The sequence below is a fragment of the Streptomyces sp. PTL18 genome (genome assembly GCF_059510295.1).
Map to the genome: position 1 here is coordinate 1 of NZ_JCAJZO010000029.1, position 22,866 is coordinate 22,866.

19 protein-coding genes and 3 pseudogenes are annotated in these 22,866 nt (G+C 69.7%); 11 read left to right on the forward strand and 11 right to left on the reverse strand.

The annotated features are described in order from the left end of the window. Positions 1–74: 74 nt before the first annotated feature. Positions 75–1,190, reverse strand: coding sequence for an IS5 family transposase (locus AC5WS8_RS33540; RefSeq protein WP_496107291.1), 1,116 nt, complete (start codon positions 1,188–1,190; stop codon positions 75–77). After that, positions 1,105–2,073, reverse strand: a complete 969-nt coding sequence (locus AC5WS8_RS33545; RefSeq protein ID WP_496107292.1) for an ISAs1 family transposase — start codon at positions 2,071–2,073, stop codon at positions 1,105–1,107. Before AC5WS8_RS33545 ends, AC5WS8_RS33540 begins: the two co-directional genes overlap by 86 nt. Before the next feature lie 410 nt (positions 2,074–2,483). Here AC5WS8_RS33545 and AC5WS8_RS33550 point away from each other — a divergent pair. Together AC5WS8_RS33550 and AC5WS8_RS33555 are read left to right on the forward strand one after the other, a co-directional pair. Beyond that, positions 2,484–3,487: pseudogene (locus AC5WS8_RS33550) on the forward strand (IS5 family transposase). A gap of 161 nt (positions 3,488–3,648) precedes the next feature. Further along, on the forward strand, positions 3,649–4,461 hold the full coding sequence (locus AC5WS8_RS33555) for a hypothetical protein (RefSeq protein ID WP_496107293.1): 813 nt from the start codon (positions 3,649–3,651) through the stop codon (positions 4,459–4,461). Between the two features lie 83 nt (positions 4,462–4,544). Here the strand turns inward: AC5WS8_RS33555 and AC5WS8_RS33560 are convergent. Together AC5WS8_RS33560 and AC5WS8_RS33565 are read right to left on the reverse strand one after the other, a co-directional pair. Further along, a pseudogene (locus tag AC5WS8_RS33560) lies at positions 4,545–4,634 on the reverse strand (IS5/IS1182 family transposase); the annotation flags it as partial. 69 nt (positions 4,635–4,703) lie between these two features. Continuing rightward, a complete protein-coding gene (locus tag AC5WS8_RS33565; protein ID WP_496107294.1) occupies positions 4,704–5,261 on the reverse strand; it encodes a DNRLRE domain-containing protein in 558 nt (185 codons plus the stop codon). A gap of 291 nt (positions 5,262–5,552) precedes the next feature. On the opposite strand from AC5WS8_RS33565, the gene AC5WS8_RS33570 reads away from it, so the two are divergent. The 3 genes and pseudogenes from AC5WS8_RS33570 to AC5WS8_RS33580 form a co-directional block, all read left to right on the forward strand. After that, entirely contained in the window at positions 5,553–6,773 is a 1,221-nt protein-coding gene (locus AC5WS8_RS33570) for a metallophosphoesterase (protein ID WP_496107295.1), read from the forward strand. A 285-nt stretch (positions 6,774–7,058) separates the two neighbouring features. Next, positions 7,059–7,325, forward strand: coding sequence for a hypothetical protein (locus AC5WS8_RS33575; RefSeq protein ID WP_496107296.1), 267 nt, complete (start codon positions 7,059–7,061; stop codon positions 7,323–7,325). Positions 7,326–7,355: 30 nt separating this feature from the next. Beyond that, positions 7,356–7,493: pseudogene (locus AC5WS8_RS33580) on the forward strand (uS14 family ribosomal protein); the annotation flags it as partial. A 199-nt stretch (positions 7,494–7,692) separates the two neighbouring features. Here the strand turns inward: AC5WS8_RS33580 and AC5WS8_RS33585 are convergent. The 5 genes from AC5WS8_RS33585 to AC5WS8_RS33605 form a co-directional block, all read right to left on the reverse strand. After that, positions 7,693–9,762: a putative Ig domain-containing protein gene (locus tag AC5WS8_RS33585; RefSeq protein WP_496107297.1), complete on the reverse strand. Its 2,070-nt coding sequence runs from the start codon at positions 9,760–9,762 to the stop codon at positions 7,693–7,695. A 1,214-nt stretch (positions 9,763–10,976) separates the two neighbouring features. Continuing rightward, on the reverse strand, positions 10,977–12,020 hold the full coding sequence (locus AC5WS8_RS33590) for an NAD(P)-dependent alcohol dehydrogenase (protein ID WP_496107298.1): 1,044 nt from the start codon (positions 12,018–12,020) through the stop codon (positions 10,977–10,979). 24 nt (positions 12,021–12,044) lie between these two features. Beyond that, complete coding sequence (locus tag AC5WS8_RS33595; protein WP_496107299.1) at positions 12,045–13,313, reverse strand: cytochrome P450; 1,269 nt, start codon at positions 13,311–13,313, stop codon at positions 12,045–12,047. Positions 13,314–13,373: 60 nt separating this feature from the next. Further along, positions 13,374–14,777: an NAD(P)/FAD-dependent oxidoreductase gene (locus AC5WS8_RS33600; RefSeq protein WP_496107300.1), complete on the reverse strand. Its 1,404-nt coding sequence runs from the start codon at positions 14,775–14,777 to the stop codon at positions 13,374–13,376. Further along, positions 14,774–14,992: a ferredoxin gene (locus AC5WS8_RS33605; protein WP_496107301.1), complete on the reverse strand. Its 219-nt coding sequence runs from the start codon at positions 14,990–14,992 to the stop codon at positions 14,774–14,776. The genes AC5WS8_RS33600 and AC5WS8_RS33605 overlap by 4 nt, the downstream gene beginning before the upstream one ends. Before the next feature lie 829 nt (positions 14,993–15,821). Between AC5WS8_RS33605 and AC5WS8_RS33610 the strand changes: the two genes are divergently transcribed. The 3 genes from AC5WS8_RS33610 (at position 15,822) to AC5WS8_RS33620 (ending at position 17,154) form a co-directional block, all read left to right on the forward strand. After that, the gene (locus AC5WS8_RS33610) at positions 15,822–16,253 is read left to right on the forward strand and encodes a hypothetical protein (protein WP_496107302.1); all 432 of its coding nucleotides are present in this window, start codon (positions 15,822–15,824) and stop codon (positions 16,251–16,253) included. 254 nt (positions 16,254–16,507) lie between these two features. Next, positions 16,508–16,930, forward strand: a complete 423-nt coding sequence (locus AC5WS8_RS33615; protein ID WP_496107303.1) for an SsgA family sporulation/cell division regulator — start codon at positions 16,508–16,510, stop codon at positions 16,928–16,930. A gap of 50 nt (positions 16,931–16,980) precedes the next feature. Then, positions 16,981–17,154, forward strand: a complete 174-nt coding sequence (locus tag AC5WS8_RS33620; protein WP_496107304.1) for a hypothetical protein — start codon at positions 16,981–16,983, stop codon at positions 17,152–17,154. 174 nt (positions 17,155–17,328) lie between these two features. Here AC5WS8_RS33620 and AC5WS8_RS33625 read toward each other — a convergent pair whose 3' ends face one another. Together AC5WS8_RS33625 and AC5WS8_RS33630 are read right to left on the reverse strand one after the other, a co-directional pair. Next, on the reverse strand, positions 17,329–17,964 hold the full coding sequence (locus tag AC5WS8_RS33625; RefSeq protein ID WP_496107305.1) for a TetR/AcrR family transcriptional regulator: 636 nt from the start codon (positions 17,962–17,964) through the stop codon (positions 17,329–17,331). Between the two features lie 433 nt (positions 17,965–18,397). Next, entirely contained in the window at positions 18,398–19,033 is a 636-nt protein-coding gene (locus tag AC5WS8_RS33630; protein WP_496107306.1) for a TetR/AcrR family transcriptional regulator, read from the reverse strand. 138 nt (positions 19,034–19,171) lie between these two features. Here AC5WS8_RS33630 and AC5WS8_RS33635 point away from each other — a divergent pair, with 138 nt between their 5' ends. Genes AC5WS8_RS33635 through mhpA form a run of 3 tightly spaced genes read left to right on the forward strand, consistent with a single transcriptional unit; the run spans position 19,172 to position 22,862 of the window. Beyond that, a complete protein-coding gene (locus AC5WS8_RS33635; RefSeq protein ID WP_496107307.1) occupies positions 19,172–20,317 on the forward strand; it encodes a VOC family protein in 1,146 nt (381 codons plus the stop codon). Continuing rightward, complete coding sequence (locus AC5WS8_RS33640) at positions 20,314–21,252, forward strand: fumarylacetoacetate hydrolase family protein (protein ID WP_496107308.1); 939 nt, start codon at positions 20,314–20,316, stop codon at positions 21,250–21,252. The genes AC5WS8_RS33635 and AC5WS8_RS33640 overlap by 4 nt, the downstream gene beginning before the upstream one ends. Next, positions 21,249–22,862 (forward strand): bifunctional 3-(3-hydroxy-phenyl)propionate/3-hydroxycinnamic acid hydroxylase MhpA, encoded by a 1,614-nt coding sequence (mhpA, locus tag AC5WS8_RS33645; protein ID WP_496107309.1) that lies wholly within the window; start codon positions 21,249–21,251, stop codon positions 22,860–22,862. Before AC5WS8_RS33640 ends, mhpA begins: the two co-directional genes overlap by 4 nt. Positions 22,863–22,866 lie beyond the last annotated feature (4 nt).

Here is a 22,866-nt window from a genome sequence, read left to right on the forward strand (position 1 = left end):
TTAGGCTCAGAAGATCACTAGTTACAGACCGCTACGGGGGAGCCATGGCCGTCACCTACTTGATGCTCGCGCGGCTACCTGAAGGGGGCCTGGGCGCCTTCGACGCTTATGAAAGCGCCGTCCTGCCGCTCCTTGCCGAGTATGGCGGGCGCCTTGAGCGCCGACTGCGCACTCTGGACGATCAGGTCGAGGCCCACCTCATCACCTTTCCCAGCAGCGAGGATCTCGCTGCCTATCGGGCGGATCCCCGGCGCTCTGCTGCTGCACCGCTGCTGGAGTCGTCTGGGGCAGCGGTCGAACTGCTTGCGGTGCGCGACGTTTAGAGGTGGCGCGGATACGGGTGCGGTCATGGTCGTCGGCTCGGGCGTTCGTCCCAGCGGTGAGTCGTCCATGCCCGCCGGATGAGACTGCGCACGGTGATGACCGAGTCGGCCAGGTCGAAGAATGCGTCGATGACGGTGGCGCGCCGCTCGTAGCAGCGGGCGAGCCGGTAGAAGGCGTTCTGCCAGGCGTGGGTACGCTCCACGTGCCACCGCTGACTTGCCTGGATGGGCGCCTTTCTCGCCTTTGTGCGCGATGCGGCCGTGCAGGCCGCGTTCGTCGAGCACAGTGTGGGTCTTGTCCGAGTCGTAACCGGCGTCCAGGTGCACGATGACGTCGACGGGCAACGGCCCCAGGTCGGCCAGGCGGTCCAGGGTCGGGGCGAGCAGCGGGGAGTCGTGGCGGTTGGCGCCGGCCAGGACACGGCCCAGCGGAATGCCGTATCCCTCCGTCATGCCCGAGCGTTTCAGGCCCTGTTTGCCGGGGTCGACGGGGGAACGCCCGGCTACCTCGCCGCCTCCGGGAGCCTTGGTGATGGAGCCGTCCACGGCGATCTGGTCGAGGACGAGGCCGACGATCCGGTCGTAGGACTCCAGCGCGATCTGCTTGAGCCGGGCGAAGACGCCCAGTCGTATCCACTCGTCTCGGCGGCTGCGGATCGTGGTGGCCGAGCAGGTCGTATCGGCGATCGCCTCGTAAGAACAGCCGAAGCGCAGCAGCTGCAGCATCTTGTCGAAGACGATCCGGTCGCTGATGCGCCGGCGGTGGCAGCCGAGTGGATGGTCAGGGTGGTACTCCGGCCGCTCGGGCAGCAGGACCGCGAATTGGTCCCAGAGCGGTTCGGTGAGCCATGATGGCAGCGCGGGCACAGGTTTCCTCAGTGATCACAGAGCGTCGCAACTCCATGATCAGCGGGACCTGTGCCCGTTCTGTTGCCGGTGTCCCCCAAACGCGCCTATCCGCGCGACCTCTTATGCGGCGGATCTCGCAGCGCCCGTGGCCGGTTCCGCGCGTGCGGCCTTGGAGAGGGATATCCCTCCAGGGGAGGGCTTCGAGTTGCCGGCGCAGGTTCTTCTGGTTGCGCTTGACGATCACGATGTAGTGGGCCCGCCGGCCCAGGAGGTAGGCGGCGTGCTCGCGCTGGGTGTGCAGCGCATCGCTGGTGACGACCGTGCCAGCGAGATCGGCGAAGGTGTCCAGCAGCGGCTGGAAGCACGTGGTCTCGCCGGTCTTCTCGCCGACGTCCAACTGAGCCAGGACCAGACCGGTGGTGTGGTCGAGGGCGCCGAGCAGGTGGATCCTGCGGCCCTCGGCCTTGGCTGCGCCGCGCAGGCTCTTGCCGTCCACGGCAAGGCCATGCAGCCCAAGAGTGCCGGGTTGCGCCGGGCGGCGGTCCGCGAGCCAGCGGCCCACCGCCCGGTCCAGTGCGTCACCGTCGATGCGGGCCGGCAGGCGGCGTACTGCCGATTCCGAGGGAGCCAGCCGCTTGGGCAGGAGCGGATCCGGACAGGCACCGAGCTGTTCCAGTACGTGTTCCGGGGCATCCGCGATCCACTCGCCGACCGCAAGGAGTGACGTCGCTCCGGCCAGCACGGCGCACGCTGCGAGCGCGAGTACGACGGCGAGGGCGTGCCGTATCCCGCGTGGATCACGGGGATCCGGTACTTCCGCCAGGCGCTCCAGCAGCCCGGGGATCTCCTCGGGCGCGGCACCGGGGAACTCGCGGAGCTGGCCAAGGGCAGGTGGGATCAAGGATGATGCGTCGACAGGCACGGTCTTCCGGTCAGGTCATGGGGCGTCGAGAACTCCATGATCTTGGAAGCCGTGCCTGTCGCGCTGCCGGCCTGCCGAGCCGGCAGAACGTCATAAAATGGACGTCACGCGACTACGCCGAAGCCTTGCCCGAGGCGACACTCGGGCCGTCGGAATGCCCGCCGTCAGCCACCGAAAGCGAAACGGTCCACCGACTCCGTCGGCGGACCGCCATGCAAGATCGAGGCTAGCCTCGGGCTTTCGCGAGTGCGGGTGTCCGAAACCAGATCAAATGAGTGAACAGTACAGGTGACCTGGGACGATGGGGCTCATCTAGGGCGCGTATCGGGTCGTGATCAATCTGCGGGATGTGCCTTCGTGGCATGGTCTGGTCCGGTAGACCGTTGTACGTGACGCGAGTGCAACTGACCGACCCGGAATGGGAGTTCATCGAGCCGTACCTGCCGATCGGCGAGTACGGCCCGTACCCTGAGCGGCTGCGGCAGCAGTTCGAGGGCGTGATCTGGCGGTTCAAGACGGGCGGTCAGTGGCGGGAGATGCCGACAGAGTTCGGTGCATGGTCAACCGTCCACAACCGGTTCCGGCAGTGGCGTGACGCCGGGGTCTTCGAGGCCCTGCTGGAGGGCCTGATCGCGGAAGCCGCGAAGCGCGGTGAGGTGGACCTGTCCCTGGTCAGCATCGACTCCACCACCGCCCGTGCCCACCACGACGCGGCCGGGATGCACCTCGACGAGGACGTCGTCACCGCCCTGGAGAAAGCCGCCGTCGAGGAGGAGACGGCCAGGTCAAAGGGGGCGGCCTCGAAGAACAAAGAGGGCAGGAGACCGAAAGCGATCCAGTGCGGGAAGAACGACGACGCGTCCGGCGGCGGCGGAAACTCCGGCTGAAGGCCGCCCTCCTCGGACGCTCCAGGGGCGGGCAGACCAGCAAGGTCCATCTCGCCGCCGACCGCAAGTGCCGCCCGCTGGCGTTCATCCTGACCGCGGGCCAGGCGGAGGACAGCCCACAGTTCGTCCCCGTCCTGAAGAAGGTGCGGGTGCGCGGGCCCGTCGGCCGCCCCCGCACCCGGCCGGACGCAGTCGCCGGAGACAAGGCTTACTCGTCTCGCGGCAACCGTGCCCACCTGCGCAAACGCGGTATCAAGGCGGTCATCCCGGAGAAGAAGGACCAAGCCGCCAACCGGAAGAAGAAGGGCAGCGGAGGCGGTAGGCCCGTCAGTCACGACACCGAGCTCTACAAGGAACGGAACACCGTCGAGCGGGCGATCAACAGGATGAAGGCATGGCGAGGCATCGCCACCCGCTACGACAAGACCCCGGGGAGCTACCTCGCCGGACTCCACCTCCGGGCGTCCGTGATCTGGATCAAGGACCTCACACGAGCGACCCCTTGATCACAACCGAATACGCTCCCTAGTTCCTGTTCGTCATCGGGCAAGCTGCACCTCTTGGGTGAAGGAGCTTGTGGGAAGCCGAAAATCGTGGAGCGCTGTCATCATGGTTGGCAGGGGCGCGACGGGACGGCGAGGCCCTCGGGGAGTCGGAGGAGGGGGATATGGGGGACGACGGCATCGGCATTCCACCACTGCTGGTCCCGGACGTACTGCCGAAGCGGGTAGAGAGTGCGGCGGCGGCTCTGGAGCTCGGCGCGATACTGGGTCGCGGCTGGGGCACCGCGCCGCGTGGAAGGCGCACCCTGTGGGCATTCGAGCACGGCCTGGTGATCACCACCGGCAGGTTCTGGCGTGTCGTCGCTTCGTACCGTTGGCCTGACGTCCGCAGCGTCGTTTTCGACTTGATGCTCGACGCCGAGCTCCAGCGGGAATGGGGCAGCATCGTCCATCAGTTCAGCCGCCTGCTCGCGTTCGAGTTCGCCGACGGGCAACAGCAGCGTCTGACCTTGTGGGACGCTCCCGACCGCACGGGTGTCAACATTTTCAGGATGTCCGGCATCCGGGAGGACTATCCCCGCTCGGCGTTTGCGCCGTTCATCGGCGTCGTGCGCGACAAGGTGGCCGCGGTTCAACTGCCGGAGGTGTGCCGTCGGCTGACTGGCGGCGCCGAGGTGGACTTTGGCGCGTTCGTCGCCTCGCCGGAGGGACTGCGACACGAGGAGATGCTGGTCCGGTGGTCCGAGCGGCCACTTGTCTGCTTCGAATTCGGCTACTCCATGCTGGCGCCGATGGCGAAGCCGTTGCATCAAACTGCCACCACCACGGTCCGCTGCAAGCTGCGCGACGCTGTCCCCCTTGGACGGCCGCGTGCGGAGGTCAAGGCGGAGGAGGTGCTCAACCTGCGGACGCTCGAGCTGCTGTGCGAGGGCATGCAGGACGAGCCGCCCCTCTTCACGGTGTCGGGGCCGCGCTAGCCAAGGATCGTTCGGAGCGCGAGACGGGTGCGTAGCGAAGGGGTGCGTGGAGAGTGCCCCCGGGCACCCTCCACCCTCTCCTGCCGGTCCGGCACCGGCCGCGGGCCGGGAGCCTTCTCGGGCCAGGGCGGCAGCAGCGGTTCGATCAGCGCCCACAGGTCATCGTCCACGATCCACGGCCGAGTACTCACTCCCTACCGAACGGCTGAATCATCACCCCGGTCACCGCCGACCACGGCCGTTCAACAAGAGATGACGCGCAGGAGCGGGCCGAGGTGGGGGGCGGAGGCTTCCGAGGACAGGAACAGGGTGCGTTCCTGCGGTCCGGTGGAGGACTCGTCGCTGAGCTTGACCAGCGCGCCCTGGTTGGAGGTGGGGCTGGTGATCCAGCCCTGGGTCAGGGAGGTGGCGTCCCACCAGTGGCGGCCGACGTCGAAGACGGTGCCGACGGTGCCGACGGTGGCGGAGTGGTCACCGCCCGGTGTCGTCCACGCGGTGCTGGAGTCGGCGTTGTTCCACGTGACGGTGGATTCGCCGAAGTCCTTGTTCAGGCCGTGAAGTTCGCAGACCGCACCGTTGGTACCGGTGGTGGTCTCCGCACCCCACATGAACATGCGGGACCCAAGGACGGTCGCCGAGCTCGGGATGGCGGAGGTGTCGAACCTCAGCGCCACACGGGCCTTGCCGTAGGTGGTCGAGTTGTTGCCGACCTCCGGCCACTTCTGGCCACGCCGTAGGACTGGATCGCGTCCTCGTTCGTCGTGGGCCGGCCGGAGGACAGGGTCGTGTCGCTCACCCACTTCCGGACGGTGTCGGTCACCGGGAACTTGTACCACTGGTTGTAGTCGTCGTCCCGCACCCGCAGGCTCCTCGCCTCAGCGGCCGCCGGCGGGGCGCTGCTCATCGTCTCCGCCTGCGGCAGCGACGGAGGCCACACCGGGGCCGCCGGACCGGTCAAGGCGGACACGAGCAACTCCTCCGCCGCGTCCGGCGCTTCGCCGAGCGGCGCGCTCCCATGAAGGCCGGTCCGGCCGGCCCGAGGGCGACCGGATACAGTGCGCGAGACGGCAGCCGGGTCAGGGAGGGAAAGCGTGACCGACACCAGCAACACCCGACCGGCCGAGGATGAAGCACAAGCGCCGCGGCAGAGCCGACTGCACCGCCTGATGCGCTCCGTCCCCCTGATCGCCCCCGTCCTGCTGTGGTCCGTGCCCTGCTGGGTGCTGCTGCACAGCGGCCAGCACTGGCCGCTGCCCGTCACGCCGGTCGGCACCGCCCTGTTCGCCCTCGGCCTCATCGGTATGCCGCTCGCGATGGTGCGCGGCCACGGCCGGCGCCAGCACGACCGGGCGGCGATCATCGGTGACACCCTGCTGGGCACCAGCTGGGTTCTGTTCACCTGGTCCGTTCTGCTCGGGGTTCTCTTGCGGCTCGCCCTGACCGTGGCCGGCGTCGGCGAGAGTCAGGACCGGGCCCGAATTGTCACTTGGGCCGTCCTCGGCGTAACCGCCGTACTGCTCGGCTGGGGCTACGCGGAGGCCCGCCGCGTGCCACGGGTGCGCCGACTCGACGTGCAACTCCCACGGCTGGGTGCCGGGTTGGACGGCCTCCGCGTCGTCCTCATCACCGACACCCACTACGGCCCACTCGATCGCGCCCGCTGGTCGGCACGGGTGTGCGAGACCGTGAACACCCTGGAAGCCGACCTGGTCTGCCACACCGGCGACATCGCGGACGGCACGGCCGAACGCCGCCGCGCCCAGGCCGTCCCACTCGGTACCGTGCGGGCCACCCGGGCCCGTGTATACGTCACCGGCAACCACGAGTACTACAGCGAGGCCCAGGGCTGGGTCGACCTGATGGACGAGCTGGGCTGGGAACCGCTGCGCAACCGCCATCTGCTGCTCGAACGCGGAGGCGACACCCTCGTGGTCGCCGGCGTGGATGACGTCACCGCCGAGTCCTCCGGCCTGGCAGGCCACCGCGCCCACCTCGCCGGAGCCTTGAACGGCGCCGACCCCGACCTGCCCGTCCTGCTCTTGGCGCACCAGCCCAAGTTCGTCGACCGGGCGGCAGCCGCCGGCGTCGACCTCCAACTCTCCGGCCACACCCACGGCGGCCAGATATGGCCCTTCCACCACCTGGTCCGCACCGACCAGCCTGCCCTCGCCGGCCTCAGCCACCGCGGCACCCGCACCCTCCTCTACACCAGCCGCGGCACCGGCTTCTGGGGGCCGCCGTTCCGCGTCTTCGCCCCCAGCGAGATCACCCTGCTCGTGCTCCGCTCCCCGCACCCGCCCACCTCGCCGTAGCACGGGGCGGGCCCACGAATCCGCTACGGGGCCGTACGCCGTCACGCGCGGCACACCGAGAAGCCTGTCGCCACCTACCCCTACGTCGGCTCGCACCTCGCGCTCGCCGTCGCGCCCACCGCGAGATGGATCTGCAGCGGCAACCAGGACGCATCCATCCACATCTGGCGCGCCCGCGACGGCGGGGAACCGACCGCGTCCGGCCACCCGGAGAAGGTCTCCCGCCTCGCCTTCGACGACACCGGCTTCCGGTTGGCCGCCGACGGCGCACCCGAACGTGACCGTGTGACTTCTCCGGCAAGGGGCCGGAGGGCACGGCACCGCGCTCGCCTGGCGGCCGGGCACCTCACCGGCGGCGGCGCCGACGGCACCGTAGCCCTGTGGCACGCGACCGCCGGGCGGGCGCAGGCACGCCTGCGCCCGGTGCGCGAACTGGGCGGCACGGACGCGGCGGTCGCCGCACTGGCCTGGACGGGTCCCCGCCCGCCGGCCATCTCCTGGTGGGACGGCCAGATCCGGACGTACGGCGTGCCGTCCCGGACCGCGCTGTGAACCGCTCCGCCCAGTGGGAACCACGTCGGCGCCACCCGCCTGCGCAATCGCGACTCCGTGGACGGACACCCCCGCGGCTACCCGCGCGCCTTCGGGCTGTCCCGAATCCGCGTACGTGGGATGGCCCACGCAGGCGAGCTCCCTGGCGTGACCAACAGCAGCGGGTGACCCGGCACGCCAGGGGCTCACAATGGGCGCGCCAGCGGCGCAGCCCGAATCCGTACCCGGCTTCGGCCGCGCCTTCCGCCACTCTGGACGGCGGGCGGGCGGTGGCACCGGCTTGTGGCGTTCTGCAACGAGCGGGTGGTCACGGCGTATCCCGCACGCGGACGGCTTCCGCGTGCGGGACCCATGGTCGTTCCGGGGATCAGCCGGTCGTCAAGGCGGTGTCGTCGACGACGAAGCTGGTCTGCAGCGAGGAGTCCTCCACGCCCTTGAACTTCAGGGTGACCGTCTGGCCCGCCAACGAGGACAGGTCGAAGGTCTTCTGGGCGTAGCCGGAGGCGTGGTTGAGGTTCGAGTAGGTCGCCAGAGTGGTCGAACCGGCGGTCACCGTCAGCTTGTCGTACGCGGTGCCGGAGGTGGTCTCCGCGGTGTCGATGTGCAGGTAGAAGGTGAGCGTGGCCTTGCACCCGGCCGGGATCGTCACCGACTGGGACAGCGTGTCGGTGTGCGAGAAGCCGTAACCGTCCAGCCAGGCGTAGTACGAGCCGCTGTGGGCCGCCTCACCGGTGTCGTTGACGATCACACCGCTGGTCGCGCTCCAACCGGTGCTGCCCGACTCGAAGCCCGGGTTGGCCAGCAGCTGGGAGGAGGTGCAGCCGCCACCGCCGGAGGCGACCGTCCAGGTGAAGGAGGTCGAGCCGGAGGCCCCGGTGGAGTCCTTCGCGGTGACCGTCACCTGGTAGGTGCCCGCAGTGGACGCCGTGCCGGAGATCAGGCCGCTGGAGCTGTTGATGGACAGCCCCGTCGGCAGGCCGCTCGCGCTGTAGGTCAGGGCTGCCCCCGCGCTGTCGGTGGCCTTGATCTGCAGGCTGACCGAGCTGCCGGTGGTGGTCGACTGGCTGCCCGGGTCGGTGACGGACACCGTGTTGCCGCTGGAGCTGCCGGCGGTGAAGGCGGCGGTGCCGTTCGGGGTGCCCCAGCCGGTCGGGCCGTCGTAGCCGGTGCCCGCGGTGCAGAAGTACGACGGGGAGCAGCTGCCGTTGTTGCCGCTGGTCACGTCGTACAGGTTGGCGGTGTGGGAGTACGGGTACTTCGCCGCGTAGTCGCTGGAGCCCGGGGCGCCCGCGAGGGCGTAGACGGACGCGATGATCGGCGAGCTGGCACTGGTGCCGCCGTAGACCGCCCAGCCGGAGCCGCCGTAGGTGTCGTAGACCGCCACGCCGGTGGCCGGGTCGGCGACCGCGGAGACGTCGGCCTCCATGCGCTTGGAGCAGCCGGTGTCGGTCTGCCAGCTCGGCTTGGGGTCGTACGCCGAGCAGCCGGAACCGGTGCCCTCGGTGGAGCTGGTGTTCCACACCGACTCGCTCCAGCCACGGGAGTTGGAGGCGGTGGTGAGCGCGGTGCCGCCGACGGCGGTCACGTACTGGGAGGTCGCCGGGTACTCGGCGCCGTAGCCGGAGTCGCCCGCGGAGACGGTGATCGCGACGCCCGGGTGCTTGAAGTACGAGGTGTCGTCGCTGGTCTGGGAGGAGTCCTCGGAGCCGCCCCAGCTGTTGGAGACGAACTTGGCGCCCAGCGCGACGGCCTCGTTCTCGGCGGCGCCGAGGTCGGCCATGGTCGCGGAGTTGGCCTCGACCAGGATGATGCTGCAGTTCGGGCAGACCGCGCTGACCATGTCGATGTCGAGCATCTCTTCGCCGGCCCAGCCGCTGTCGTTGGTCGGCAGCGAGGTGGTGGAGCCGGTCTGGCTGACCTGCTTGAAGCAGCCGTTGGCCTTGGTGCAGGCGGACAGGCCGAACTGGGAGCGGTAGGTGCCCAGGTCCGACTCGGCGTTGGGGTCGTTGTAGGCGTCCACGATGCCGACGGTCATGCCGGAGCCGGCCGTGGTGGGCAGGTTGTAGGCGCTGTGCAGGTTCGCCGGGGACAGGCCCGAGGGCGCGGCCGCGGCCAGCGCCGAGGCGAGTCGCTGCTTGATGTCCGTGCGGCGCTGGGCGAAACAGGACGCATGACCTGGTTCGGCGGTGGCACACAGGCGCTGGGTCGGCACCTTCTGGCCGGCCTTGCCGGTCGAATGGTAGGTCTGCCGCTCGGGGGCGGTCAGCGCCTTGTCGTTCTGCGTGACCTTGGAGGTCTGAGGGTGGGTCGCGGCAGGCTGGGCGCCCGCCGTCGGTGCGGCGGTGAATCCGGCGACCGTCAGAGCGAGTGCGGGAAAGGCGACGGCGAGAAGTCTTCGCAGACTCCGTCTCCGCCCGCTCGGGTGTGACTCACGCATGGGGTACTGCCTCCGGTTGACGTGGGGTATCGCACTGGATGGGCAGGCCCGTGATTGCGCGTAGCGGCGGTGGAACCGCGCAGTCAGGAGCATGACATTCACAGCGCCCTACACGCCGGGTGAGCGTGACATGACAGGACGCGAGGGGAACGTAGACCGGAACGGGTCCTACCGGGCAGTACCGGACCGAATTCTTTACTTCTCCATGGAATGCGATTGACCCCCTCATGGGGCCGGCACGTGCCGGCCGGGAGTCGGGCCCGGAACTGACCCTGGCGGGTCTCGACAGCATCTTCCGTGACGGGGCTGATTCTGCTGATCAGCCTGAACTCCCTTCCGGGACCGCACAGCGACCGCAAGCGCCGCTTTCACCGTTGTCCAGCATCGGCGGCACCCTCGACGAGCCCGATGACGTGTCAGCCGGCCGCGCACCGCCGCGCGGCCTCCGGCCACCTGCGTTGAGACCGCCGCGCCCCCAGGGCGCTCCAGCCCCGAGGGTGCACGGATCTACGGCCCGACCACGCCCGTTCGCGCCCTGCCGCACACGCGCAGAGGAGCCGTGCTCCTCCCATGGCGACGGGAGTTTCACGGCACGCGCCCCGGGGCGGCGCGGAAAGCGCGGCCGGTGAAGAGGTTCATGATCCAGGCATGGTGAGCAGAACGCTCGGTCTTCTGGCGCTGCTGGTTCGCCCTGCTCGCGGTCGTTTTCAGGCCATGGCGGTGCGGTCGGAGACGAGGCCGACGACGGCTCGGTAGGTCTCGGGCAGGCGATGACGTCGGTGGGTCCAGCGCATCAGTTCCTTCCGGCGTCTGTGACCGGCCAGGCGTGCTCGACGATGGCTTCCGCGACCGAAGCGGGACCGGGCCCGGCCGAGTCCTGGATCGCGTCGGCCTCGCGAAGGCCGCTCGATGAGCGTCGGCTGAGGTCGAGCCGGTGGGCGACCGGCGGGCACGCACGTGTCCCGCAATGGTTCACTTCCCCGAGGACGAAGAACGCCCCGCAACGGCCCTGGCGGACGTCGCGGTTACAGTGTTCGGGGCGGCACTGAAGCTCCGACGGACACCCGCTACGCGGGGTGATGACGGAGCCGCCGGCGCCAGGGGCCCGTACCTCACCTTGCTGGACCCCCGTTCGCCTTCCCCACCCGGGCGACCGCTGACGGCCATCGACGCGACCCTGCTTCCGGGTGTCCCGTCCGGGTCGGCGACGGCGTTCACGCGTGGGGGGTGATGACGGCGCGTCCTTGGATCCTGCCGTCGTGCAGGAGCTGGTAAGCCTCGTTGGCGCGTTGCAGGGGGAAGTGCTCGACCAGCACCTTGATCTTCTCCTGCTGGGCGAGCGTGATCACATCCATCAGTTCGGTGAGGGAGCCCCAGTAGGGCGAGGCGACCGAGCACTCGTGCGGCGGGCTGGAGAAATCGACGGGCAGGGCTCCGCCGCCGAGGCCGACGATGGTCAGGTGGCCGAGCATCCTGGCCACTTCAGCGGCCATCCGCAGCGTCGGGTCGATGCCCACCATGTCCAGCACGAGCTGGGCGCCCTGTCGCCCCGTCATGTCCTTGATACGCGCGATCGCTTCGTCGCCCGAGAGCAGGGCCTCGTCGGCCCCCATGCGCTTGGCGGTCTCCAGCTTTCCTGTGTCGGTGTCGACGGCGACGACGGTGGTCGCCGCGCTGAGCGCGCGCAGGATCTGGATGGTCATCTGGCCCAGGCCGCCGGCCCCGATCACGACCGCGGTCGAGCCCGGTCCCAGCAGGTGCAGCGACCGTTTGACGGCGTGATAGCTGGTCAGTCCGGCGTCGCTGAGCGGGGCGGCCCGGCGGGGGTCGAGGGTGCCGAGCGGAATCAGGTGGCGCGCCGCGGGGACCAGCAGGTACTCGGCCATGCCGCCGTCGTGACCACCGCCCAGGCCCGGGCCCTCACCACCAAGGTTCTGGCAGTAGTTCTCCCTGCCCTGACGGCAGTTGGCGCATATGCCGCAGCCCCAGGAGCCGTAGACGATCACGGGGTTTCCGAGCTCGAACCCGGTGACGCCCGGTCCCAGCCGTTCCACCCATCCCGCGTTCTCATGGCCGAGCGTGAAGGGAAGGTTCGTGAAGCCGGGCAGCGGTTCGGATGCCTGCATGATGTGCAGATCGGAGTGACAGGCACCGGCACCTGCGACCTTCACCAGGACCTGCCCCGGGCCGGGCTCGGGCACCGGCACCTCGCGCAGCTCGGGCGGCTGCCGCCAACCGACGAGTTGAAAAGCCCACATGGCGATCCTTCACTCACACACTGGTCAGTCGCGGATCCCGTCGATGTCGACCAGGACGTGTCGCGGTCCACGGAAGATCTGGTTGTGCCGGTACGGTGGCGGGTCCTCGACCAGCCGAGGGTTCTGCACACGCCGGACGAACTCGCCGACCGCGATCTGGACCTCGAGTCGCGCGAGCGGGGCGCCGAAGCAGAAGTGGATGCCCTGACTGAATCCGAGGTGCTGGTTGTCGCGGCGTTCGAGGTCGAGTTCGTCGGGGTCGGTGAACCGTTCCGGGTCGCGGTTCGCCGAGCCGTACGCCAGGAAGATCGGCGCCCCCTTCGGGATGGTGGTGCCGGCGATGTCGATGTCTTCCACGGCGGAGCGGGTGTGCCAGAACTGCACCGACGACTCGAAGCGCAGCAGCTCCTCCACCCCGGGCACGATCAGCTCGGGCCTGCGGCGCAGCTTCTCGAGCGCGTCGGGGTGCCGCAGCAGGGTGAGCACGCTGTGGGCGATGAGGTTGACCGTGGTTTCGTGTCCCGCGAAGATCAGGAGCAGGGCGTTGCTCGCGAGCACGCCCTGGGACATCCGTTCCTCCGTGCCGTCCTCGTTCACCATGGCCGAGAGCATGCCCGGTCCGGGCTGCCGGGCGTACCGGTCGAGCAGATCCGCTGCGAACTGCCCGAACTCCTGCACGGCCTGGCGGCCCCCGGCCAGCCGGCTCTGCATCTCCTCGGAGGCGGCCTCGGGGCCGAAGTCCAAAGCGTCGAGGGCCGTTTCGATCCAGTGGTGGAAGCGTGGCTCGTCCTCCAGTGGCACGCCCAGGACCTTGCAGATCACGGTCACCGGCAGGGGGTAGGCGAAGTCGTCGACGGCGTCGATCCGGGTCTTGCCCTTCATGTCGTCCAGGAGCTTGGCCACGATGCGGCGGATCTCGGGTTCAAGGTCGGAGATCAGGTGAGGGGAATGGGGAGGGCCGACGAAATGCGGCGTCATCATCCGGCGATCCCGATCGTGCTCGGGCGGATCCTGGGTGATGATGTTCGGCTCCAAAGAGATGACCGCCTCCGTGATCGGCTCGGCCTCCGCCGATCCCTCGGCCGGGGTGGCGGCCGGGACGGGACACTTGCGTGGATCCGAGCTGACCCGGGGGTCGTGCAGCAGCGTGACGATCTCCCGGTAGGTGCTGACGACATAGGTGCCGTCCGGCTGCCGCGCCACCGGTGTCTTGCGCAGTTCCTCGTAGAACGGGTACGGGTTGGCGCGGTTGGCGTAGCGGAGGGCCTGCTGCCAGGGGGTTTCCTCGACCACGAGGCTCCCCTCCTTCTCCTGTCGATGCTGTCCGCCTACAGGCTTGGCCCGGCGAGCGCGTCAGCGACGCCGCGGCCGGAACTCGGCCGTCCGCTCGCTCGGGGCGTGTCCGGTCAGGACGACGTCGGGGATCGCCGTCGGGACCCTTGGGTCCGGGAACTCGGCCGGCATCGGCTTCGTGTCGGGCGGCTGGTCCCAACCCGGCGGCGGGGGCGGGAACGGACCGGATCGCTCGATCAGCTTCCCGTAGTACTCCAGCCACTTGCCGTGATCGAAGGTGACGGCCGCGACGATGCGGCCTCGGTGACCGTAGGCGGCGGCGAAACTGCGCTCCGCGACCGAACCCTGGGTGAAGACGATCTCGTCACCGAAGGGCGGCACCCCGACGGACTTGATGTTCACGCCGAACTGACCGGACCAGAAGCCGGGCAGCAGCAGATGCGGGCGATAGTGGGGCTCGAGGTTCACCATGTTGTGCGCCGCGACCTCGGCGCCGAAAACGGCGTTGTCCCAGTGCTCCATCGCCAGGAACTGGTACTCGTACAGCACATGCGGCGCACGCGCCACGTCGCCCGCCACGTAGATACTGTCGGTGACCACGCCGTTGATGTCGAAGGCCCGACCGCCGGCGTCACACCCGACGCCCCAGAAACCGGCTGCCAGTCCTGAGCCCTCCAGCCACTCCACGTTGCGGATCGACCCCAGGGAGGCCACGACCACGTCGGCGTCCACGGTGGTTCCGTCGGACAGACGCGCACGCCGCACATGCCTGCCGGAGTCGCCCTCCAATGACGACACGCCCAGCCCGCAGCGCAGGTCCACGCCGTGATCGCGCTGCAACTGCGCGGCGATCTCCCCGATCACCCCGCCGAGCGCGCCGACCAGCGGCGACGAACCCCGCTCGACGACGGTCACCGGGATGTCGAGTTCCCGGCAGACAGAGGCCACTTCGGATCCGATGAACCCGGCGCCGATGACCAACACTCGCGACGGCGGCTCGGCCAGCGCCTTTTGCAACTGCTCCGCATCATCACGCGAGCGGATCGTGTGGACACCGTGCAGGGCGGCCTCGGCCGGGTTCGGCCACTGCCGCGCGCGGGTGCCCGTGGCGATCAGCAACCGGTCGTACGGCACCTGCTCGCCGTCGGCAAGGCGCACCTGCTTGGTGTCCCGGTCCAGCCCGATGGCGGCCACCCCGAGCCGCCAGTCGGCATCCACCTCTCGCATCCGGGGCAGCTTCGTGTGGTCGGCCGGCACCCAACCTTTGAGTACCTGCTTGGACAGCGGGGGACGGTCGTAAGGCTCGTACGGCTCGTCCCCGATGATGGTCAGGGAACCGGTGAAGCCCTCCTCGCGCAGGGTTTCCGCCGCCCGCAGCCCGGCCAGAGAAGCACCCACGATGACGATCCGGCCGCTGGCCCGGAACTCGCGCACCAGCTCGGCGACCGTTGCCCTCAAGGTCATGGCGTCTCGCCCCGCTCCGCGCCGTCCACGCGGTCGATCACGATCGCCTGCACCGGGCATGCCGCAGCCGCTCGCTCGACCTGCAGGCGCCGCTCGTCATCCGGGTTCGGCTCATACGTGAGCGCCTCCTGCCCGTTCAGCCTGAAGACCTCGTGCGCCAGATACACGCACTGTGCGTATCCCTGGCAGCGGTTCAGGTCCACGACGATCCGCATGGGCAGACTCCTTCCGTTCTGCCTCCCGCCCCACGGCGACCATCGACCCGGTCATGAAGCCTCGGTCACCAGGCCATGGATCCGTTCTCAAGCCTCCCGTCAGGCGACCGGGCTGGATGTCCCCTCCGTCGCCGTCGGCCAGGCCACCGGCTGAGCAGGTTCGGCCCTGTTCGCTCCGCCGCTTCCTCCACGATGACGTTTGTCGGCTGTGCGCCGGCACAGCTGGACGGTGCCGGTACTTCGACGGCGTCGGCATCAGGGTGTACCGGGTGGCACGCCCCAGAAAAATACTCGTCCCGCCTTCCGTCGATCGCAAACCCGCCACTGCGGCAAACAAGCTGTCCCAGGACAGATGCAGCGTGGGCAGCAAAGCGAGCAAAACCGGACGCTCTGTCGGCTGTTGACGAAGGGGCCGACTTCGACCGTCACCCGGTGCCCTCGCCTCCCGGGGCTGAGGCACTCTCCGAACCGGTGAAGCCGCCGATCACCAGAACCGCTCCGGCTGCGCATCCCGCCGTTCGGCCGGCCCGACCGCGCCCTCGGGCGTACGCAGGGTGCACACACCTCGTCGCGGCCTCGGCAAAAGCCGGTGCGCCGGGGGTGCCGGTCACGGGCAGCTCACAGCGCAGAGCGGAATCTGCTGGTACTCGTGCGCGCCGGTGACCCGGTTACCTTCGTCACTTCGACATTTCCATACGGCGTATGGTAACAATGGAAGGGCAGTTCCATACGACGTATGAAACTGGTCGCTCGGACCACGTCAAGCGCAGCACATCGCCTGACGGAACCGCCGTTGGCGCAGATCGCGCCAACCGGGAAGGAAATGATCATGAAGCAGCTCACGAAGCGAATCGCCCTCGCGGTCTCCTCCGTTGCGGTCACCGGTGTCGCCGTCCTCGGTGCCGGGGGCACCGCTTCGGCCGCGCCCCTTGCATCCACGCACGTCCAGCGCCCGACCGAAGGGGGCGTGGCCGCTGATTACAGCTGGGACCACGGCGTCGGCTACCTGCTCGAGCAGGGCTACTCCTGCGACGCGATCCGCGGCTGGCACCAGGACGCCCACCACCCCGACTCGCCCCGGCACGACTGCGACGGTCTCTTCTACCGCGATGGTCACTTCTACCGCGATGGTCACTTCTACCGCGGAGAGGGCGAGGGTCGCGGCTGGAAGTCGGACAGGTCGTACCACCACGACCGGAACCACCTCTGGCACGACGGCCGGGGCAGGGACCACTACGACCTGAGCCGCGAGGAGCGGTGAGACGGGGACTGGTCGGGGCCGTGGGACCGGGCCGTCTCCTCGCGGCCCGATCCCTGCCGACGGCACAGACACGCCCGGCGGTCGGGGGCCGGCGCCCGCGACCACCGGCCGAGTAAGTGCCCCACCGCGCTCATCGTGCGATGCACCGGTGCCGTCCGGCGCCCGCGGCCTGCTGTACCGCCTCCGCCCGCGCTGCCTCGTTGCCACAGACCGGCGTGAGGCGCCGCCGAGCCACGCCCAGAAACGGAAAGCCGATGAAGAAGTCCTTGCAGGCCATAGAGCGGCGGGTGGCCGTACAACTGATCGTCTCGCGCGACTACTCAGTGCCCCTGTGCGTACGTCTGCGGTATGAGCCCAGTGATCCCTATGTCGTCCGTGCCACTTTCTTCGTCGACTGTGACGAGCCGGTCGAATGGGTTCTGGGGCGGGATGTTCTGACTGATGGCCTGAAGGGTTCCGCAGGCTACGCGGACGTCCGGATCTGGTCGGCCGCGGGGCGGGGAGACCAGTCGGTGTACATCGCCCTCGGGTCCTCCGCCGGCACCGCCTTGCTCGAGGTCCCGGTGCTGGATCTCGCCTCCTTCCTTCGGGACACGGAGGCTCTGGTGCCACGGGGTACCGAGTCCGGACACATCGCCTGGGACGTCGAACTGGCGCACCTCCTCTCGCGAGGCTGACCGCCGAACGGCTGGAGGCGTACCTGTCGAGTCCTGAATTCCGTGCGGACGTGAAGGGTTTCGACATCAGCCAGATCGTCGGCCTCGACGAGACCCTGCTGACACCCACCGCGGACTCACCCATGGACGAAGTCGGTGGGGTCGGCCGTGGCGGTCGGTCCGTCAGCCGAGCGGCGGCCGCCGGGGATGTGGTCGCTACAGCCAGAGCGCTCTCGGTGCGGTGAACCGAACGGCTCGACGGGCGGCGATCACGATGGCGATGAGCAATCCGAGCCCGCAAGCCGGCTCGCCCGCACTGAAACGACCTTCTCCGGAGATCGGGTGCCCTCCTGCGCGGAGCGACCTGAGCTCGCCGGCCGCGCACGAGCCGCAAGCCGTAGGGCTTCAGGGCCACGGACTCAAGGGCGGCTGACGTCCTGGCCGTTACGACCGGCGGTGAGCCGTCCCTCCAGGCCCGTGACAAGTGTGTCGATCACCAGCCGGAACATGTGGTCCTGATCAGGGCCTGACTGGTCCGCGTCCGCGACCTCGTCCGTGCCGGCAGCGGCACCCGGGGGCTTGAGGCTCGCCCACTGCTGGAGCGCCCCGTTGAGTTCCGCGCCGAGGACACCGATGACGACGGCGACCATCAGCGCGGCGATCTCCGGGACCTCCGGCTGGGGCACCCCGGCAGCGGCCACGATCGCGGTGAGGGCTGTCCAGAACGGGTCGTCGGGCTGGATGAAGTCCGGCTGGTGGCTGAAGGAGTAGGCCATCAACTCGGGATGACGGTGCGCCAGGGCCCGGAAGTCCGTGGCGAGCAGGCGGATGCGCTCCTGCCAGGGGGCGTCCTCCAGCGTCACGGTGCGGAACTGGGCGCCGACCATTCTCGTCACGCCGCGCAGCACGGCTTCCTTGTTCGACACGTGGTGGTACAGCGACATCGGGTTCGCGTCGAGTTCGGTGGCGAGTTTGCGCATGGTGAGCGCCTCGACCCCGTCCTCGTCGATGAGCCGCAGGGCGGCGGCATGGATCCCGGCCTCGGTCAGGGGCACGTCCCTCTTCCTGGTTCCCCGCGGGGGACGCCTCACCTTCTTTTCCATACCACGTACGATACCAGTTACGTACGCCGTACGGAAATCGCCGGACCTGCAGACCGGCGACACCCGAGCGCAGGTCGCGGTCAAGCGGTGTCGGGGTGCACCTGACCGTCACCCACGGCTCCAGCCTGGGCTCCTGCGAGGACCTGGCGCGCACCATCGCCGACCGCGGTGAGCGCTCCGGGTTCGGGACCACCCTCGTCAGCCTGGACGAGCCGGGCGACAACCTGCCCACCGAGGGCCTGCCCGCAAGCACTGATGCCGGCCGTCGCCGAGGAGCACGCGGCGAGCACATGGGCGGACCCCCACGGGTGAGGCCGCGCCGACCGCGTTTCGGTGGCCGCCGGTGTGGCAGCACCGGCGGCCGCGCGGAAGGTGTAGGGCGTTGTCAGGCAGGGTCCGGCAGCGGGCGCCGGGTGACCTCATGGGCGTCGTCCGCGGGGACACCGAGCATGCGCAGGACCATCTCGGCCAGGTCGGAGGCGGCCTCGTCGCCGTCGAGGTCCGGGCGGTCCAGCCTGAGGGCCATCAAGGACAGCAGGGTGCCGCCCAGGGCGGACAGGGCGGTGGTCGCGTTGCCGCAGGTGAAGCGGCCCGAGGCGATGCCGATCTCCAGGTCGCGCAGGGCTCGCGGGGAGAGGCCGCTCTCGGAGTGGATGTGGGACAGACCGCGGTCGCGCAGGATCCGCAGGAGTTCGGGGTGGGAGTCGGCCATCCGGGCGGTGAGCCGGAAACCGACCGCGACCAGCTCGGCCGGGTCGTCGATGCCTTCCACGCGCACGTCGATGACCTGCCCGAACTCCTCCAGGGCGTCCGTCACCGCCGCGTCGAAGAGCTCCGTCTTCGACTCGAAGTGGTTGTAGAAGGACCCGAAACCGACGTCCGCGCGCTCGGCGATGGCCTGGATGCTGGCGCTGGCGTCCCCGGTCTCCGCGAGGATCTGCCGGGCCGCGCGGATGAGGGCCTGACGGGTCTCGGCGCGGCGCCGCTCGAAGCGGTTCCTGGGCGGGGCTGACGTCGACATACGACCGAGTGTAACAACCGCGCCGATGACTGCCACATGACTGATGATTCTCTCAACTCTTTGGTTCACCTCTATTGACGATGAGAGTCGGCAAAGTTGATGATTTCCTCATTACGGCAGTGTTGCTTGGAGGACACCATGTCCCACACCCGCGTTAACAGGGCCGATCTCCAGACGCCCCACCAAGATCTGCACAGCGAGCTGGGCGCCCTGCGAGGTGAGCACCCCGGACGAGCCCGGAATCCCGTGATCAAGGTGACCGACCTGGCATGGCTGGAGTTCGAGAAGCCCGACCTGGACCGGGCCGAGGTGTTCGCCCGCGACTTCGGATTCGCCATAGCCGCCCGCACCGAGCGGGAACTGTGGCTGCGCGGCACCTTCGCGGGCTCCCCCTGCATGGTCATCCGCCATGGGCCGGCGTCCCGCTTCGTCGGGCCGGCGTTCCGCGCGGCGGAGCGCGCCGATCTCGGCCGGCTCGCCCGCGCGACCGGAAGTGACGTCCGGGACTTCGACGTACCCGGCGGCGGGCAGTCGGTCACCCTGCTCGATCCCTCGGGCTTCCCGGTCCGGGTCGTGCACTGCGCCGAGCTGCTGCCCGCTCTGCCCGGGCAGCAGCCGCTGATCCTCAACACCGGCATCGAAGGCCCTCGTACGAACGCCACCCAGCGGCCGCCCCGCGAGCCGTCGCGTATTCAGCGGCTCGGGCACGTGGTGCTGGAGACACGGGTGTTCACGCGGGCCCTGGACTGGTACCTGGACACGCTCGGGATGATCGTCAGCGACTTCCTGTTCCTGGACGGGCAGCGCGAGCGCGGTCCGACCATGGCGTTCATCCGCTGTGACCAGGGCAGCCTGCCGGTGGACCACCACACCCTCGCCCTGCACCTCGGGCCGGGCACCGGCTACGTCCACTCCGCCTACCAGGTCACCGACCTCGACGCGATCGCAGCCGGCGGCGAGTACCTGGCCGAGCGCGGATACAAGCGCAGCTGGGGGATCGGCCGGCACATCCAGGGCAGCCAGCTCTTCGACTACTGGCGCGACCCCGACCGCTTCATGCTGGAGCACTTCGCCGACGGTGACCTGTTCTCCTGCGACCTCGAACCGGGATGGGCGCCGATGTCGGCGAGTGGTCTCGCGCAGTGGGGGCCGCCCGTCACCCGCGACTTCCTGGGCGCCAACCCCTCCCCCGCCAAGCTCCGCGAGGTCATGACGGCCCTGCGCGGCGACAACGAACTCGACTCAGCACGCCTGCTGGGCCTGATGAAAGCGATGAGCTCATGAGCACCAACGTTCTGCGCACCCCCGACGGCTGGTGGGTCGTCCGCAACGAACGCGCCGTCCGCATCGAGACCAAGGCGGTCACCACCGCCGAGCTGATCGCCGACCGGGACGCGGTCCGCGAGGCCGCCGCCTCCGCCGACAGCGGCACGCCCGTCGCCGACCTGGTGGCGCTGCCCCCGGTCACCACCCCTTGCCGAGTGGTCGCCCAGATGGTCAACTACCGTAGCCACGCGAAGGATTCGGGCTTCAACGGCGACATCCCGCCGACCTTCTTCCGCAAGGCGTCCGGCTCGGTCAGCGGCCCGCACGAGCCGATCGTCCGCCCCGCGCACGTGAACTTCCTCGACTACGAAGTCGAACTCGGCCTCGTCATGGGCGCGCCGCTGCCGGTGGGCACCGTTGTGGAAGAGCGGGACCTGCCTTCGTATGTCGCCGGGCTCGTCCTGACCAACGACGTCAGTGCCCGCGACGTCCAGCTGACCAGGACGCAGTTCTACGAGAGCAAGTCCTACCCGACCTTCACCCCCACGGGCCCGTACCTGGCCCTGCTGGAGCCCGGGGACTTCGCCCACCTGCTGAACCTGCGGCTGCGGCTGAACGTCAACGGCGTACCGCGCCAGGACCGCACCCTCGCCGACATGATCGTACGACCGGCGCAGGCGCTCACCCTGCTCGCCCGCTTCCAGACCCTCGACCCCGGTGACCTGCTGCTGACGGGCACCCCTGGCGGCACGGCCCTGAAGGCCCCGCCCAAGCCCGTCGAGAAGATCGCCGCCCTGCTGCCGCCCGCACTGAAGTGGAAGGCGTTCTTCAAGGGCCAGGCCAAGAACCCCCTCTACCTGCAGAACGGTGACCTCGTCACCGCCACGATCGCCACCCCTGACGGGCGGATCGACCTCGGCGAACAGCGGACCGCTGTGGCGGACGCGAGGTGAGCGCCACAACCAGGAGGCCGGTGGTCATCATCGGTGCGGGACCCGTCGGAGTCACGGCCGCGCTCCTGCTCGCCCGGTCCGGGGTGCGCAGCCTGCTCCTCGAACGGCACCGGGACGTCTACCCGCTGCCGCGTGCTGTCGTCGTGGACGACGAGGTCCGGCGGATCCTGCAGAGCGTCGGTGTCCACGAGGAGTTCGCCACCCTCGCCCGCCCGGCGCCCGGGTTGCGGCTGCTGGACGCCCGGCGCCGCGTGATCGCCGAGTTCCCCCGGTCCCTGCACGGACACCACGGCTTCCCGCAGACCAGCATGTTCGACCAGCCGGAGCTGGAACGGCTGCTGCGCGACGCCCTGGCCCGCCGCCCCGAGTGCGAGCTGTGGGGCGGTGTGGAGGTCGTGTCCGTCACCCAGGGCAGCGACGGCCCGCCCGCTGCCGCCGGTCCGGTGCGGGTGACCCTCCGCCGCGAGGGCAGCGACGAGGACGAGCACGTGTGGGCCGATGCCGTCCTCGGCTGCGACGGCGCCGGCAGCCTCACCCGCGACGCCATCGGCGCCGTGTGGGAGGACCTGCACTTCGAGGAGAGCTGGCGGGTCATCGACGTACGCACCAACCTCCCGGTGCGCACCTGGGAAGGCGCCGAGCAGATCTGCTGCCCCACGCAGCCCGCCACCTTCATGCGAGTCGGCGAAGACCGCTACCGCTGGGAGTTCCGGCTGGCCGAGGGTGAGTCCGTGGACGGCCCGGAAGGACTGGAGCAGCTGCACGAGCTGGTCGCCCCCTGGGTCGACCTGCCGTCCGCTGCCCACGGGGGCGACGACTTCGAGGTGATACGGCAGGCGCGGTACACCTTCCGGGCCCGCCTCGCCGACCGGTGGCGCCGGGGGCGTGTCTTCCTGCTGGGCGACGCGGCCCACCTCACCCCGCCCTTCATCGGGCAGGGCCTGTGCGCGGGCCTGCGCGACGCCCGCAACCTCACCTGGAAACTCGCCCGCGTCCTTCAGCAGGGCGCAGACGACCGACTGCTGGACACCTACCAGCAGGAGCGCAAGCCGCACGCCCGCCACGTGATCCGTGTCGCGGTCGCCGTCGGCTGGGCCATGACCGGCGGACAGGACCGCGCTGCGGCGTTCCGCCGGGCCGTGGTGGGCGCGGTCTGTCGCATCCCCGGCGTGACCGCGGCGGTGAGCCATGACCTCAGCCCAGCGCTGACCGCCGGTCCACTCGTACGGCGCCGCCCCAGGCTGACCGGCCGCGTCCTGCCCGGCACCTTCTGCCCGCAGCCCTGGGTACGGCATGACGGCAGGCGAGTGCGCCTCGATGACATCCTCGGGGACTCCTTCGCAGTCCTGACCACGGTGCCGCCCACGGCGCAGATGACGGCCGTGGCCATGGCACTGGGCGCCCGGACGATCCACGTCGACGACCTGGACGACGACGGCACACTGGCCGCCTGGCTGGGACGCGGCCGTGCCGACGCCGTCCTGCTGCGGCCCGACCGCGTCGTGACGGACACCGTCCCGGCCGGCGCCGGCGACTTCACGGACACAGCCGCCTGGGCCCCCCTGCTGCACACGGCCCGCCGTACCGCCGACGCCCGGCCCGTCACCTGACCAG

What these genes read in the sequence shown, in the direction of transcription:
- AC5WS8_RS33555 (WP_496107293.1), top strand. Translation starts at nt 3,649, where the DNA reads ATGGGGGACGACGGCATCGGCATTCCACCACTGCTGGTCCCGGACGTA.
- AC5WS8_RS33590 (WP_496107298.1), bottom strand. Translation starts at nt 12,020, where the DNA reads ATGTGGGCTTTTCAACTCGTCGGTTGGCGGCAGCCGCCCGAGCTGCGC.
- AC5WS8_RS33605 (WP_496107301.1), bottom strand. Translation starts at nt 14,992, where the DNA reads ATGCGGATCGTCGTGGACCTGAACCGCTGCCAGGGATACGCACAGTGC.
- AC5WS8_RS33615 (WP_496107303.1), top strand. Translation starts at nt 16,508, where the DNA reads ATGAAGAAGTCCTTGCAGGCCATAGAGCGGCGGGTGGCCGTACAACTG.
- AC5WS8_RS33635 (WP_496107307.1), top strand. Translation starts at nt 19,172, where the DNA reads ATGTCCCACACCCGCGTTAACAGGGCCGATCTCCAGACGCCCCACCAA.
- AC5WS8_RS33610 (WP_496107302.1), top strand. Translation starts at nt 15,822, where the DNA reads ATGAAGCAGCTCACGAAGCGAATCGCCCTCGCGGTCTCCTCCGTTGCG.
- AC5WS8_RS33600 (WP_496107300.1), bottom strand. Translation starts at nt 14,777, where the DNA reads ATGACCTTGAGGGCAACGGTCGCCGAGCTGGTGCGCGAGTTCCGGGCC.
- AC5WS8_RS33640 (WP_496107308.1), top strand. Translation starts at nt 20,314, where the DNA reads ATGAGCACCAACGTTCTGCGCACCCCCGACGGCTGGTGGGTCGTCCGC.
- AC5WS8_RS33630 (WP_496107306.1), bottom strand. Translation starts at nt 19,033, where the DNA reads ATGTCGACGTCAGCCCCGCCCAGGAACCGCTTCGAGCGGCGCCGCGCC.
- AC5WS8_RS33585 (WP_496107297.1), bottom strand. Translation starts at nt 9,762, where the DNA reads ATGCGTGAGTCACACCCGAGCGGGCGGAGACGGAGTCTGCGAAGACTT.